The sequence below is a fragment of the Salegentibacter salinarum genome (genome assembly GCF_900168115.1).
In the GTDB taxonomy this organism is placed as follows: domain Bacteria; phylum Bacteroidota; class Bacteroidia; order Flavobacteriales; family Flavobacteriaceae; genus Salegentibacter; species Salegentibacter salinarum.
In genome coordinates this window covers 246,281-261,551 of sequence record NZ_FUZC01000004.1, presented here as the reverse complement: position 1 = coordinate 261,551, position 15,271 = coordinate 246,281, and the positions used below count along the sequence as shown (strand labels likewise).

Genomic DNA, 15,271 nt, shown 5'->3' with positions numbered 1-15,271 from the left:
TATAAACTAATATTTGTTAAAGTAAACGGTTTTTCTATTCGTGAATTCCTGGATTCCGTGATGAGATAATTCCCTTCCGTATCCTGAAATTTTTGTTCCGCCAAAAGGTAATCTTGGATCACTTTTAACCAGTTCGTTTAAAAAAACAGCGCCGTCTTCAAACCTGGGAACCATTTTAAGGGCGAAATCTTCGTCTTCAGTAAAAATGGAAACTCCAAGTCCGAAGCTAGAAGAATTAACTAATTCTATCGCCTCTTCTGCGTTTTTAAACTCGGTAACAGAAATTACTGGGCCAAAAGTTTCTTCATCAAAAACAGGCATTCCTTCCTTTGCGCCGGTAATAATGGTGGGTTCAAAATAAGTACCGTCCCTTTTGCCGCCTAAAATAATTTTTGCTCCTTTTTTCACGGAATCTTTCACCTGATCTTCTAAATCTTCAGCCAGACTTTCTTTTGCCATCACACCGATAAACGTTTCCTCATCCATTGGGTCACCACTTTTCAATTCACGCACCTGTCGTGTGAACTCTTCCAGAAAATCTTCAGCTATATCTTTATGAAGCAGTAAACGCTTCCCGGCAATACAACTTTGTCCTGTATTTTGAAACCTGGCCATAACGCAGGTTTTAACACTTTCAGCAATATTAGCATCTTTAAAAACAACCAGCGCATTGCTCCCTCCAAGTTCCAAAACCGATTTCTTGATCTCTTCCCCGGCAATAGAAGCTACGCTGCTTCCTGCCCCACCGCTACCGGTTAAGGTTACGGCTTTTACTTTTTTATTTCTAATTATATTTTCTACTTTTTTACTTCCAATTACCAGGTTTTGAAAACAATCTTGAGGAAAACCTGCTCTCTCAAATATTTTCTGAATATTATTGGCTGAAAGCATCACATTACTCGCGTGTTTTAAAATGGCGACATTCCCGGCCATAAGTGCGGGAGCCGCAAATCTAAATACCTGCCAGAATGGATAGTTCCACGGCATAACGGCCAGAACTACACCTAACGGCTCATACTTAACATAGGAATTCTTTGCATCGGTTTTTATTTTTTCATTCTCTAGGTGAGATTCTGCGTTTTCAGCGTAATATTCGCAAACCCAGGCACATTTTTCTACCTCTGCGATAGCCTGGGTAATTGGTTTGCCCATTTCATTGGTGATCGCTTCCGCATATTCGCGGGAGTTATCTTTTAGTTCTTTAGCAGCTTTTATCATTAAATTGCTTCGCTCTGCAAAAGATGTTTCCCGCCAGGATTTAAACCTGGAATGTGCTTTTTTTATGGCTTTTTCAACTTCGGCATCGCTTAACTCGTGGTGGCTGGAGATTTCCTCCCCGGTATATGGATTTTTTGAAATTATCATTGGTTATTGATATTTATAAATTTAGGCTTCCATTTAAAGATAAAAAGAAGAATAGGCTTAGACAGGGCGATTAAGACGATTTTAACGTGCCAAATGTTTATAAGTAGTTTACAAGTCTTTAATGAGGCGCGGAATTTGAGCTTTAAAGTTTATTAAATTTAAGAAAACATAGTTCTTATGACACCACGTGATCTTCAATTAGTAGCACTTAGGCCTGAGATTCCTTCGGCCAGAGTTTCAGAAAACATGAGCTTAGACGAACAATTTCAGAACAAAACTTTACGACCAATCGCCAAACTTCAGGATGGGTTGTTGCTGGAAGTTTTTAGAAATTACACTAAAAAACACAAGAATAAATTCTATGAACTTAATATAGAAAAGCGCTTTATCTATATCGAAAATGCTATCCAAAAAGATATAAAATTCAGAAATAGTTTAAAGGGAATTATAATCGGGCAATTCACTTTAGAGGAATATGCAACTTATATCAAGAATTCTTCGGCTTTAAATAAACGAATGATGAATATTGTCAAAGAGCGTTTACAAAGCAATATTCAGCTTTTAGAAGAGGAAGTAACGTACTAGAAGACCAATTAAAATTGTAATTGCAAAACTCATTAGCGTTCCTATAAGAACGTATTCGGTTTGTTTTCTGGCGCTGGCATCGGTTTTGTCGCTAAAACGTAAAATTGATTTTGCAGCGATAAGAAAACCTATGGCCGAAAAATTATGAGTAAGGATAAAAGTTAGTACCAGAATTCTTTCAAAAATTCCTATGTACCGGCCTGCCGCTTCCAGGCTGTGGCTTTCGCCATTGGGTTGCAATTCGTTATGCCAGCGTTTGGTGGCTTTGCCAATTAAAAATCCTGCAGGAAAAATAACCAGTAGGTAGCCGATTACTATTGCTAAAATTTGTGGGGAAGAAAATACATCAGCAATAAATGGAATTAATTCTGAAAAGCCATCAATAAGATAAATCCACACTAAAATTATGATTACACTGTGCCAGAACTGATCTATTAAAAACAGTTTTAGCGTATCTTTTTTATGCTGAAGTTTCCATAGATCGATAAAAAAATGACTTACACTAATTATAATCGGGATATACCATAAATACCATTCCTGCAGAAAAATATAAGTAAGAAATCCCGCTAAAAACGAATGGAAATATAAAAACCATGAGCCAACCCTTTTCTCCCTTTTATGTTTCACCAATTTAGTAGGTTGCAGCACAAAATCGGTTAAGATGTGTGCCAGGAAAAGTTGAAGCAGGATTAGCGTAGTTTCTTCCATAATTAAAAGCTCTGTTCGGTTACATTTTTAAAACGTTTCAGTAATACCGAAATTGCTTCCCAACCGCAGGCTTTTTTACGCTGATTTACCGCAGATTGACTGATCTTTAAAACTTCGGCGATTTCGGTTTCCTTCATTCCTTTTAAAAGATAATAAACTACTTCTGCCGATGCCTGGCTCCATTTTTCCATTACAGTATCCAATAAAAATAAACTGGCTTCAAATTCAGAATTTAAACTTTCTAAAGGTGTTTTTAAACGAATTTTCCTGGATTCGTTTTTCATTGCATCTAAAGTTCTGCCAGAAAACTGAAAAGCCTTTCCGTTAGATTCGGCCATAGAATCTCCTTTATAATCAAAACTACCAATGCCAATAGCAATTTTTACATCGGCTAAAGGCCCGGCTGTTTTTTGATCTTCTAATTTCACTTTATTTATTAAGCTTTTTAATCGTAAAGCAATTTGCAACGAATCCTCATATTTTGCGATAACTCCCTGAAAACTATCGCCCCGGTAAATTTTAAAATCAATTTCCTCTTCAGCATATTCCTGCTGCAGTATTTCAAATTCTGAATTTAGATTTTTTAGAATTTCATCTAAAAGCCTTTCAGAATAATTGGAAGAATCTACTAAATCGGCTGTAATTACGGCTATCATATTTCAAATATAACAAAAAATATTAGTCCTAGGGCTTATATTTTACAATTATAAGTCTTAAGGCTTATAATATAGTTTTATAAGTCTATTAGCTTATAAAAAGTTCATAGGTATGATATTAAATTTTTGCTAAATGTTCTTTAAGCCTGAATAGGTTATTTAATTTTAAAAAAAATCACCAGAAAAAATAAAAAAAAATATGGTAAGTAATAAGAAAGAGCTCTATTTAAACTGTTTAGATACCGTAAATGAGCAAATAGAAAGATATCAAAAGCAAATGGACCAAATAAAGGAATCTATGGAGGCAAATGATATCAAAACCGATTATGATGAAGATAACAAAGGCCAATTATTAAGCGATTTTGAAAAATATGCAGGCCGTTTGAGCGATTCGCAAAAAATGAAAGAAAGTTTAAGCCGAATAGATCCCGATCATTACAGCGAGGCTATAAATTTTGGTAGCGTAGTAGAAACCAGCGGAAATTATTATTTTGTTTCGGTCCCCATTGGTGAGATTGCTATGGAAGATGGAAGCAGCGTTTACGCAATTTCAACTGAAGCCCCCATTTACAAAGAAATGGAAGGTAAAAAAGAAGGCCAAACCTTTAAATTTAATGGTGAGGAAGTAAAAATTACCGCGGTAGGATAAACCTATTCCGGGTATTCAACTCTAAGGTGAAAAATATTCTTAAGCTTACGTTTAAGGATTTTTTTCACCACTTGTATTTCTTTAAAAGTAATATTAGCGTTTAAGAATTGCTCTTCCTTCATTTGTTTATTGATAATCTTCTCTACAAAATTATCTATAACCCCGGCGGTAGGTTCCTTTAAACTCTTACTGGCCGCCTCTACACTATCACACATCATTAAAATTGCGGTTTCTTTACTAAAAGGAATAGGCCCGGGATATCTAAAATCTTCTGCCACAGCATTTTCATTTTGTTCCTTTTCTTTCATATAAAAGAAGTAAACAGTGGTGGTCCCGTGGTGGGTTCTAATAAAATCAATAACCCTGTCCGGCAGATTATGCTTCTTGGCGATTTCAATCCCGTTAATCACGTGATCTGTAATAATTTGTGCGCTTTCGCGGGGCGCAAGTTCATCGTGAGAATTCACGGCTGAAGTTTGATTCTCCGAAAAATAGGTTGGATTTTTCATCTTCCCAATATCGTGGTAAAGTGCTCCCACCCTAACCAACATTGCATTCGCATTAATTTCGTTGGCAGCAGCTTCAGCAAGATTTGCCACATTTAAAGAATGGTGAAAAGTTCCCGGTGCTTTTTCTGAAAGTTCTTTCAGCAATTTTGCATTGGTATCAGAAAGCTCCAGCAAAGACATATCTGAAACCATCCCGAAAATCTTTTCATAAATATAAATCAGGGGTTGTACAAATAAAGTAGCAAGACCTCCCAGGAGAAAAGTAAGTAAGACTTCAGCTTCCACATCGGCGATATTTCCTTCCTGGATTACCGTAAAAGCGAAATAGGAAATAATATATACCAAAGTAATTTGTCCTACAGAAATAAACAGGTTGGCACGTTTATAAAGTTCAGAAACGGTAAGTATGGTTACAATCCCGGCAATAATTTGCAGGAACATATATTCGTAACTGTTAGGTACAATAAATCCTAAAAGCAATACGGTAATTACGTGGGTGAACATTCCCAACCGTGCATCAAAAAATGCTTTTAAAGTAAGCGGAAGAATACACAGCGGTACTACATAAACATAATCTATATTAAAATTAACCACCAGCGTGGTTAGTAATACCATAAAAAGTATATTGAAGAAAATAAAAGTGACCTTTACGTTATTTTCAAATATTTCTTCCCTGTATTTTCTTATAAATAATAAGAGCATTAAAAGTGCGAGAGCCACTAAAACGCTATAGCCTACAATAATCCATTTATAATTACTTTCACTCCAAACTTGCGATTCATATTCATTTTTAAGTGATCTAAGAATATTGTATTTATTCCCTTCTACAACTTCTCCACGAGCAATAACCCTACTGCCCTGCTCAATATTTCCGCGGGTATAAGAAATATTATCTAATTTGCTTTGTAGCTCCTTCTGGGTGAATTCGCTGTCAAAACTTACGTTAGGTTCTATTAGATTGAAAAAGACTTCCAATAATTCATTCTCAAACTCTGAAAGGTTAGATTCTTCAATTTCAGAATTTAAAAAATCACGTACCTGGTCTTGCTTTAAAATGTTTTTATAAGAAATTTCAAAGGCTTCATTCCCTTTTCGTAAGTAGACCAGCTGATTGTCTTCTAGTCTGTTGTTGGCCTGCAATAAACCATATTCATACACATCTTCAAGGGTTTCGTTTACAAAACCTATAATTTGAATTTCACGGTTTGAAAGAATACTATCTGGAAAAACTTCCTGTACTACCTCGGGAACTTCAGATTCTACCTGATTAGGTATTTCCTGGTTAAACTGAAAATATGGAGTGTGGTTATTTATAATTTGCTGGCGCTCTTCCTGTATTTCTTCTTCAGATTTTAATATCGCGAAATCGAAAGGCGCATAGAGGTTTTCATACTGCCAGGGCTTTCCCTTAGGAATTTCATATTTAAAATTTCCTCCTTTGGGTAGCAGGTAAACAATTAGCACCGCGGTAAGCGCAAATAAAAATACCTTGTAAAATAACGCCTGATTTTTATACAGGTTATTTACGAATTTCTTCATATAAATCGTGCTATTGCTCAAATGTACTAAAAAATAGCGGCCGAATGAGCGCTCTTGCTAAGTTCCTTATAAAATCACTAAATTCGCAAAAGAAGAAATAACTAAAACATAAATGATGAATAACGAAGTAGTAATTGTAAGCGCCGCAAGGACTCCAATTGGGAGTTTTTTGGGTAGCTTATCTACCGTAGAAGCTACCGATCTTGGTGCTGTTGCCATCAAAGGAGCTTTAAATAAAATTAATTTGAAACCTGAACTTGTACAGGAAGTTTTAATGGGTAATGTAGTGCAGGCTGGCGTTGGCCAGGCACCGGCAAGACAGGCAGCTCTAAAAGCAGGAATTCCCGATTCGGTTCCCTGTACTACCGTAAATAAAGTGTGTGCCAGCGGGATGAAAGCCGTAATGCAGGGCGCACAATCTATTATGCTGGGACAAAATTCTATAGTGGTTGCAGGTGGAATGGAAAATATGAGTTTAATTCCGCATTATTTATACCATAGAAAAGGACAGAAATTTGGTCCGGCAAAAATGGAAGACGGAATGCAAAAAGACGGATTGGTAGATGCCTACGACCATAATGCAATGGGCGTTTGCGCCGATCTTTGTGCTACAGAACATAATTTTTCAAGAGAAGATCAAGATGCTTTTGCGATAAAATCTTACGAACGTTCAGCTCAAGCCTGGGCCGACGGGAAATTTGATAACGAAGTTGTTCCGGTTGAAGTTCCGCAGCGAAAAGGAGATCCTATCGTTGTAAAAGAAGATGAGGAATTTAAGAACGTGAGAATGGATAAAATAACCTCACTTCGTCCGGCCTTTAGTAAAGATGGGACGGTAACTGCTGCAAATGCTTCTACCATCAACGATGGTGCAGGTGCTGTAGTTCTAATGAGTCGTGAAAAAGCTGAAGAATTAGGTTTGGAAATTCTTGCAAGCATTAAAGGTTTTGCTGATGCCGCTCAGGAACCAAAATGGTTCACCACCGCTCCGGCCAAAGCTTTGCCTTTAGCACTTAAAAATGCAGGTGTTGCACAAGACGATATAGATTTCTTTGAATTCAATGAAGCTTTTGCCGTGGTAGGATTAGCGAATATGAAAATTCTGGGAATTAGCGATGAAAAAACCAACGTTCACGGTGGTGCCGTTTCTCTAGGTCACCCACTGGGTTGCAGCGGAGTAAGAATTCTAATCACTTTATTAAATGTGTTGCAGCAAAATAATGCTAAATTGGGAGCAGCCGCGATTTGTAATGGCGGTGGCGGTGCATCTGCAATGGTAATAGAGCGAAACTCTTAATTTTATATTTTTTATTGAATGCAATACGGAATTTGCCCCCTAAGCATTGTGCCACTTCGCGAAACCACATCTAATAAAAGCGAAATGGTATCTCAGGTTCTTTATGGAGAACATTTTAAAATACTTGAAGAACGCGCCCAATGGAGCAGGATTCGTGTTGCATTCGATAATTTTGAGTCCTGGATCTCAAATAAACAATTGCTTAAAATACCGGAAGAAACTTATTACCGGTTAGACGAAGTAATTCCAAATTATTCTGCCGATCTTTTTGATTTTGTAACCGATCAAAACGGACATCTTATTACCGTACCTATTGGAGCTTCACTAAATGCCACAGATTTGTTAAATCATCACTTTGAAGGACATTCTGTTTCGGGTGAAAAACTTAAGGTGGAAATTGTAAAAGCCGCACTTTTGTATTTAAACAGTCCGTATTCCTGGGGTGGAAAATCTCCGTTGGGAATTGATTGCAGCGGACTTACACAAATGGTCTATAAATTAAACGGCTACCAGTTAAACAGAAATTCCGCCGATCAGGCTAAGCAGGGAGAAGCGCTTAGTTTTATTGAAGAAAGTGAAGCCGGAGATCTTGCCTTCTTTGATGATAAAGATGGTGTGATAGATCACGTGGGCATTATGATGAACGATAATTACATTATCCACGTAGACGGAAAAGTACGAATTGACCGAATTGACCATTCCGGGATCTTTAATGCAGAATTAAAACGGCACACCCACAAACTCCGGGTAATCAAAAAGATTATATAAATAAAATTGTCGCTTCGAGCGCAGTCGCGGCGTCGTTTTTGAGGGATAAAATCTAGAAGTTTTACCTAAAATCGTGGAAAAGCTTTGGCTTTCTGCTTTCTCTGGGAAATTTTAGTTTTTCAATTTCTTCTACGGAAGCTTTTTTTAATACTACTTTCACTTTTAGGCCAGCTTGTAAATGTTCCTGAAGCTCATTAACTTCAGCAAAATCCTCTGGAATTCTTACCAGGATTTCATCAGTTTTAGTTTTATTTAATCTTGCTTCAATAACAAAGATCTTTAAAGACTGAAAGGCAGTCAGTAAATTGATGATTTGCTGCGGATAAAGCGTTGTGCCTCTCAGCTTGATCATTTGCTGTTTGCGACCTACCGGTGTACTAATTCGCAATGATTCTCTTCCACATTTACAATTTTTCCCATAGAATTTCACCATATCTCCGGTAGCAAATCTTATTAAAGGCATTGTTTTGGTTTGCAAAGGAGTAACCACTAATTCCCCGATTTCACCCTTATCTACAGGTTCTTGATTTTCATCTAAAACTTCAGCAAATATAAGCTTCAGAAGACTGTGGTTTCCTTCGTGAAATTCACATTCGGTAAAGGCGGTGCCCATTTCGGTACTTGCATAAGTAGAAAACAGGTCAATATCCCAAAGTTCTTTGATTCTTCGCCCAAGGGAATTTAAACTGAAATCCGGATTTCGTAAAGGTTCCCCAATACAAACCGCTGCTTTAACGGAAGAGTTTTTATAGTCAATACCGTTTTGAATGGCAAAATCGATCAACTTTAATAAAAATGAAGGAACTGCAACCAAGAATTCAGGTTTAAACCTTTCTATAGATTCCCATTGCAAACCCGGAAGCCCACTGCCCGTTCTTATAATTCCGGCGCCCAATTTTCGTAAACCAAGAAAATATGCCATCCCCGCCATAAAGCGTCGGTCTAATGTGGTGGTGATTTGTACCACGCTGGATTTCTTGACTCCAAGCATTTCAAAAGATCTGCGCTCATTTTCAGCCAATCTATCCAGATCTGCATCATTTAAAGCAAAACTTACAGGATTTCCCAAAGTCCCGGAAGTCGTTACATAATCTATGATTTCATCTCCGGGAACAGAAATAAACTCTTTATTGAAATGTTGTAAATCTTCTTTTGTGGTAATCGGAATCTGCTTGAAATCTTCATAAGACTCGATTTCCGCAATATTTATTTTATTACTTTGAAAATGCTTTTTGTAGAATGGAGAATTTGCCGCCACGTAGCTTAATTGCTGTTTTAGCAATATTTTATTTCCGTTTATTTCGTAAAAACTCGTCATTAAAGTCTTCGGTAAGATTTTTTAATCATTTTTTCCAAATATTCCTCGTCCGGCAAGGTAGTCACTTCCCTGATTTTGGCCTGTTTATAATTAATCACCGCTTTTTTATAATCTTTTTGCTGAAAATAATAATCTCCGGCAATTTTATAAACTTCCCAGAAATACGGATTTAAAAACTTAAGTTTATTGATTTTTTCTGCGGAAACCTTTTCTTCAGCTAAAATTGCATCAGTAATTTCCTGACTTAATTTTCGGTATTTTTCGTAATTCTTATAAGCTTCTGTATTTACAAAAGGATCTTCAGCGATAGTTTCATCAGTCATTACACTTCCTGAAATATTTCCACGCTCAAAACTATTAAAAGCTTTATCCAGATCGTATGAAAGAAACGCCCCTAATTGATAGGGATTAGCCGAAACCCAAACTTTTCTCTCTTCCGGCTTATAAATAATACCGTGATGAGCAAGCAGCTGATTTATAGCCATTTCATTTCCCATTCCCAATTTTGAACCTCCCAGCCCTTCTTTGTTTCTTAAAATATCAGCAGCTTTTTCAGGCGTTAATAGCTCCTTTTCAGAAAGTAATTCCTGCATTTTATCAAATCGATATTGCGTATGACTTTCCTTTATGGTTTTTAAGTTCCGGTTATCTTTCACGTAAGCTTCACTTTGAAAGTGATTGCTGCATACCAATTCATTAGAATTTTCAACATCGTAAACTCCAAAATTTCCAGGCGCTACTTCAATTAAAATCGCTTTTCGCTCATTTGCGCTTCCCACCATAATAGATTCGGAAACAAAAACTTCCCGCTTTTTAGCGATTTCTATAGCTTCTTCATTTGAAGCTGCATACTGTAAAATTTCCCGGGCCACAAGACTAATGGGCGTCTTAGCCTGCAAAGGAATTTTACTTTTTCCGGCGTTTATGGTTACACTGATTCCTTTTTCATTCAAACCACTCACCGTGCCAATCATTCCCGCCCAGGTGTACATCATAAATTTATGACCCTCATCGGGATTTATAAAAGCAGCGATTTTTTCTTCTGCAAACTCATCACCGGCATAAAAATCAAAATTTCTTCCCAGCAATAATTGTCCGTCTTCAGTTTTTGAATCCCAGGCTGCAAAAGAAGTACAACCCACCAACATTAAATCCTGCAGGGCATGGCCAATATCGTGTGCCCCGTGAAAATAGAGCATTCTTATATAAGCCGGCGCAAAGTCGTTGTATTCTTCAAGTCCGAAAAGGGATGTCCCATAAATTTCCTGTTTATATTCTTCCGGGACGTGCAGGTATATTTTACGGTTAAACCAGGCCACGGTCTTTTTAAGGAAATTGCGATATCCGGTTTTTGGTACCAAATCATAGATTTTCTCCATAAAGGCAGTTTCCTGCTTGTGCATCAGTTCTTGGGTTAAGCTTCCACTTATTACACCACGCTCCAGGGCATCGCCTTCAACATAGAGTTCCCAGATCCCGTATTTATTTTTATAAAGAGAATTCTTCCCTATTCTATAATGATTGTCGTTAATTTTGGTTCTGGTAGTATCTATTTTTTCTATGCCGGTAATATCGGGGCGGTCTTCCATAGACCGTTTTACTCCGCAGGAATTTAAAAGGATTAGAATCCCAAAAACAACCGATATTTTGGTAAAGAACAATTTCACTTAATCCATTCTTTTTAAAACGAGGATATTATCTTGACGGTAAATAATCTCAAAATTTAAATCGATTAGCCACCGGTTTTCATATTCTGAACTCAAAATAATCACTTTCTCAGCATACCGGGAGATATTTTCTTTTAAAGTTGAAGTGATTTCTTCTGAAGGTTTTTTACTAATAATAAATACAGGATATGTTATCAAATTTTCGGGCCATTCTTTACTGAAATTTATATTCTCAGCATTGCTTTGACCAGTATTATTCGAAATTTTCCGGTTTTCTTTGTTTGTATCTAAAACGAAGAATTTGTTTTCTTGGTTTTTCAGACTTAAAAATACAGGGAGAATTCCGTAATTGGAATTCAGCATAAAGATTTTTTCACCTGGATTTAAAAACCCTGAAACCTTTAAAAATCGTTCACGATTTTGAGTAAATTCTTTTTTAGCAGCAGAATAAACCGACTTATACCTGTAATTTCCTAAAAGCGCATTTTTTAAATAGAGCTGCTCTTTACTACCAGATTTTTTAACCAGCGAATAAAAACTAAAAGGAGCTTTCTGCGCTAATTTTCTTCGGAAAAATAAAAGATCGAATAGTTTTGTCTGGATTACAAAAGCCACCAACAACGCGGTTAAAACCCCAATCACCGAAACCACCGAAACAGACTGGAGTGCAGGATGTTGGGCAAAAACCAGTGCACCAATTCCCAGTAAGGTAGTTAAAACAGAAAGCAAAATAGAAGCCTGGTATGTTTTTAAAGCAGGTTTTCCTATTTCGTATTCTTTTAAACAGGCGTTGGTAATAAAAATGCTGTAATCTAGCCCAAGCCCGAAGATAAATGTTGAAATAATAATATTTAAAATGTTGAATTCTATGCCTAAAACTGCCATAATTCCAAGAGCGATAATCCAGGTAATGGCAATGGGCAATAAAGTGAGTAAACTAAGCAGCAAATTCCTGTAAAAAAGAAGTAAAACAATAAAAACGGCAATTAGAGAGAATAAAATAAGTTGGTTGAATTCACTTTTTAAATCCCCAAGAAAATCCTGGTTCATTTGCTTCCGGTCTATAGCGATGATGCCCTCTTCCTCCTCCAGTTTTTCCAAAATTGCCGGATTACTTTCTGTAAAGCTAAGCGTACTGGTAACTGTAGAAAATCCCGGATTATTATTTATAAAATCGTCTAAATAAAGCGTTGAGACATTACGATAATCCTCCAGGAATATACCATTAAAGTCTTTGTTTAATTGCTCGTAAAACCGATTAAAGCTTTCTGCTTTAAAACCAAGTTCAGAAGATTCATTTAAAAGGCTATTTTTTAAGTTTTCCTTTTTAGAATCACTCCAAAATTCTTCCCAGGCTTCAATTCTTTCGGTTTGTTTGTCGGTAGAAAGCACTACGCCTCCAATACTGCTAAACCTTTTAATTTTATCCGTTTCTTCCAGGTTTTTAAGTTCCTGATATAGTTCGTTATTTCTGGAAAGCGCTTCATCAATATCATTCCCGTAGGAAACCAAATAGGTAGTATTTGCGGCTTCACCGGCAATCTGCTTAATTTTTTCCTCGGTTTGCTTTATATTTTTAGGTTCAAAATTAACCTGTGAAAGATCTACGTTAAACTCGACTTTTGTAAAAAAGAACAATCCGAAGAGAAATAGCAATAGTACAAATCCGACTAAAAATTTATTTTGATAGAATCGCTGAGTTGCGAGCTTATCTATCCAGTTATTTTTTACTTTTTTCTTATTTTTTTGCGGCTTATAAAAATGTGGAATAAGAATTAACGCAAATACTGAAGCCGTGATTACACTAACAGCAGCAAAAATTCCCAAATCGTTTAAAGCTTCACTTTTAAGGAATAGCAGGCATAAAAAAGCAATAGCAGTAGTAAAACTGCTCATTAAAATAGGCTTACTGACTTCCCGGTATAGTATTTTTACATCGGCATTATTTCTAAAATGAGTGAGAATATGTAGCGCATAATCAAGGCTTATCCCCAATAAAATAGCACCAATTCCTAAGGAAATCGCTGAGACACTCCCTTTGAGGAAATACAGTAAAGTAATGGCCGCCAAAGCTCCAAATAAACTGGGAAGAAAAAGCAGTAGCGGAACGTAGAATCTTCGGTAAAATAGAATTAGTAGAACAAGTAAAATTGAAAAAGCAATGCTTAATGTGAACTGAATATCGCTTTTTATCTGTTTTGCATTTGCAATAGCGTATAACACTCCTCCAAAATATTCCGCTTTTACTTCAGAATTTTCATTTAAATCAGAAACAATTTGATCTAATTTCTCTACAAAAACCTCGTTGTTCCTTGTTTCAGAAGCCGGATATTTCGGGGTGATAAAGAGGAGCAAATGCTTTTCATCTTTGGTGACGAGGTAATTATTGTAAATTTTAAAACTATCGTCTACCTGAAGTTCCTGTAATTTTTCTAAACCCAGGTTGGTTAGCGAAAGTGGATCTTTAAAGAGAAATTGTTTGGTTATAAATCCAGTTGGAGAAATTAAGTCTCTGTAAGAGCTTTCCAATCGCTCCTGAATACTATCTTGCTGCAATCGGGAATCTATTTCCTCATAATCCCGGGAATTTAGGAATAACGGCAGATTTTGGTAAACGAAGTCATAAACTTCTAAAATTCCTTCTTCCGAAATTTCTCCCTGGATTTTGGTAATATATTCCGGTAACTTTTTATCTAAGGAATCAGTGAGTTTACTCGCGTAGGCAGTAAGTTCTTCGGAATTTTTTTCTTCCGAAGAAATAGCGATAATGAGCTTATCTGAGAACTCAGTATTATCAAGGACTTTGCGTAAAGCGTCTTGTTTCTCCCCGGATGGAATTAGTTTAGTAATATCTTCTTCCAGCTGAATTTGAGAAGCAAAATAGCCGCCAGTCAGTACAAAAAGGATTAACAACAAAAAACCAATAGCTTTTTGCCTTCTGAAAAAATAATAAAGCTTTAGGAAAAACTTGTGCATTTAAGGTTTTACCACCTGTTTTTGGTTTGTTACCGAAAATAAGAAATAAAACACAATCCACAGCAGTATGGCCGCAATTCCTGCCAGGGCAAAACTACCAATAATATACTGCCACAATCCTAGAAAAATATCCGCGGTAGAATCAAAATCTTCCGGTCTTAATTCCCAGGCGAATCCGCGACCGGTAAGTAAAGACCCGGCCTGGTAACTCGCATAAATAATAAAAGGAATAAGAGGCGGAATACTAATATTACTAAATAAAAATGCCACAACCTTATTGAGTTTAAACATTGCGGCTAAACTAAAAACAAGCAAAGTATGTAAACCCCAGAATGGTAATATCCCCACAAAAACGCCCAGGGCAATTGCTGCGGCTTTTTTGTGTGCGGGCTCCTGACTTTTAATAATATTTTCTTTCCAGAAACGCTTAAAACCTTTTTTTCTAAAATCCTGGTAAGTATCCCGAGGATGGATATAGAAGAAACTCACCAAAACAAACCAGATATAAAGCAGGGTAATCCTGGTAATATCCCAAAACGGCCGGAAATGTGTTACACGGTTTTCTTCATAAAAAACCTTAATTGGTACGTTTCGTACCTTAACTTTACGCCAGGCGGCTTTTACAATAATCTCGATTTCCAATTCAAACTTACTGGTATAAAGCTTAATTTGGTTTATAACTTTTAAAGGATAAAGCCTATAGCCACTTTGAGTGTCTGTAAGTTGAGTGCCGGTTACCACTAAAAACCAGAAGTTAGAAAATTTATTACCAGTGGTGCTTTTTCCGGGAATTCCATCCTGACCCATATTGCGATCTCCAACCAGTAAAATTTCAGAATCAGGACTTTTCTCCTCTAGATGACTTAGAAAAACATCTAAATCATCAGGATAATGCTGCCCGTCTGAATCTATGGTGATTGCATATTCGTAACCAAGCTCTTCCGCAATTTTAAATCCGTGTTTTAAAGCTTCGCCCTTGCCCCTGTTTTCTTCAAAATGATGGATATTTATTCCAGAAAAACCTTTCAGAATTTCTTCCGTAGCATCTGTAGAACCGTCATTAATTACCAAAAGATTAGAGGTATATAACAATAAATCCTGTAAAACGCTGGCCAGGCTTTTTTCATTGTTGTATGTAGGAATGAGGATACAACAATTTAAAGCTTCAAATTTGTACTGGTGTATGGGTTCTTGGTTCAAATTAAAATGGCTTTAATTGCAAAAGTAAAATTAA

General features: G+C 36.6%; 12 protein-coding genes. 4 read left to right on the top strand and 8 right to left on the bottom strand.

All coding sequences use genetic code 11. From position 1 onward, the window contains the following. Window positions 1–6: 6 nt before the first annotated feature. A complete protein-coding gene (locus tag B5X53_RS07090; protein WP_079712534.1) occupies window positions 7–1,365 on the bottom strand; it encodes an NAD-dependent succinate-semialdehyde dehydrogenase in 1,359 nt (452 codons plus the stop codon). A gap of 177 nt (window positions 1,366–1,542) precedes the next feature. Between B5X53_RS07090 and B5X53_RS07085 the strand changes: the two genes are divergently transcribed. Then, window positions 1,543–1,950, top strand: coding sequence for a glyoxalase (locus B5X53_RS07085; RefSeq protein ID WP_079712533.1), 408 nt, complete (start codon window positions 1,543–1,545; stop codon window positions 1,948–1,950). Here the strand turns inward: B5X53_RS07085 and B5X53_RS07080 are convergent. Both B5X53_RS07080 and B5X53_RS07075 read right to left on the bottom strand, forming a co-directional pair. Continuing rightward, complete coding sequence (locus tag B5X53_RS07080) at window positions 1,927–2,658, bottom strand: DUF3307 domain-containing protein (protein ID WP_079712532.1); 732 nt, start codon at window positions 2,656–2,658, stop codon at window positions 1,927–1,929. The genes B5X53_RS07085 and B5X53_RS07080 overlap by 24 nt on opposite strands. Window positions 2,659–2,660: 2 nt before the next feature. Continuing rightward, a complete protein-coding gene (locus B5X53_RS07075; RefSeq protein WP_079712531.1) occupies window positions 2,661–3,314 on the bottom strand; it encodes a hypothetical protein in 654 nt (217 codons plus the stop codon). Between the two features lie 199 nt (window positions 3,315–3,513). Here B5X53_RS07075 and B5X53_RS07070 point away from each other — a divergent pair, with 199 nt between their 5' ends. Next, window positions 3,514–3,963, top strand: coding sequence for a transcription elongation factor (locus tag B5X53_RS07070; protein ID WP_079712530.1), 450 nt, complete (start codon window positions 3,514–3,516; stop codon window positions 3,961–3,963). Between the two features lie 2 nt (window positions 3,964–3,965). Here the strand turns inward: B5X53_RS07070 and B5X53_RS07065 are convergent, their stop codons facing one another. After that, on the bottom strand, window positions 3,966–6,011 hold the full coding sequence (locus B5X53_RS07065) for an HD family phosphohydrolase (RefSeq protein WP_079712529.1): 2,046 nt from the start codon (window positions 6,009–6,011) through the stop codon (window positions 3,966–3,968). A 115-nt stretch (window positions 6,012–6,126) separates the two neighbouring features. On the opposite strand from B5X53_RS07065, the gene B5X53_RS07060 reads away from it, so the two are divergent. Next, on the top strand, window positions 6,127–7,308 hold the full coding sequence (locus tag B5X53_RS07060) for an acetyl-CoA C-acyltransferase (RefSeq protein ID WP_079712528.1): 1,182 nt from the start codon (window positions 6,127–6,129) through the stop codon (window positions 7,306–7,308). Between the two features lie 18 nt (window positions 7,309–7,326). Continuing rightward, a complete protein-coding gene (locus B5X53_RS07055; protein WP_079712527.1) occupies window positions 7,327–8,076 on the top strand; it encodes a C40 family peptidase in 750 nt (249 codons plus the stop codon). 61 nt (window positions 8,077–8,137) lie between these two features. Here B5X53_RS07055 and B5X53_RS07050 read toward each other — a convergent pair whose 3' ends face one another. Genes B5X53_RS07050 through B5X53_RS07035 form a run of 4 tightly spaced genes read right to left on the bottom strand, consistent with a single transcriptional unit; the run spans window position 8,138 to window position 15,237 of the window. After that, on the bottom strand, window positions 8,138–9,394 hold the full coding sequence (locus tag B5X53_RS07050) for a flexirubin biosynthesis putative acyl-CoA ligase FlxY (protein ID WP_079712526.1): 1,257 nt from the start codon (window positions 9,392–9,394) through the stop codon (window positions 8,138–8,140). After that, window positions 9,394–11,061 carry a C45 family autoproteolytic acyltransferase/hydrolase gene (locus B5X53_RS07045; protein WP_232764145.1) on the bottom strand — a complete coding sequence of 556 codons (1,668 nt, stop codon included), beginning with the start codon at window positions 11,059–11,061 and terminating at the stop codon, window positions 9,394–9,396. The genes B5X53_RS07050 and B5X53_RS07045 overlap by 1 nt, the downstream gene beginning before the upstream one ends. Beyond that, entirely contained in the window at window positions 11,062–14,037 is a 2,976-nt protein-coding gene (locus B5X53_RS07040; protein ID WP_079712525.1) for an MMPL family transporter, read from the bottom strand. Further along, window positions 14,038–15,237, bottom strand: a complete 1,200-nt coding sequence (locus B5X53_RS07035; RefSeq protein WP_079712524.1) for a DUF2062 domain-containing protein — start codon at window positions 15,235–15,237, stop codon at window positions 14,038–14,040. Window positions 15,238–15,271 lie beyond the last annotated feature (34 nt).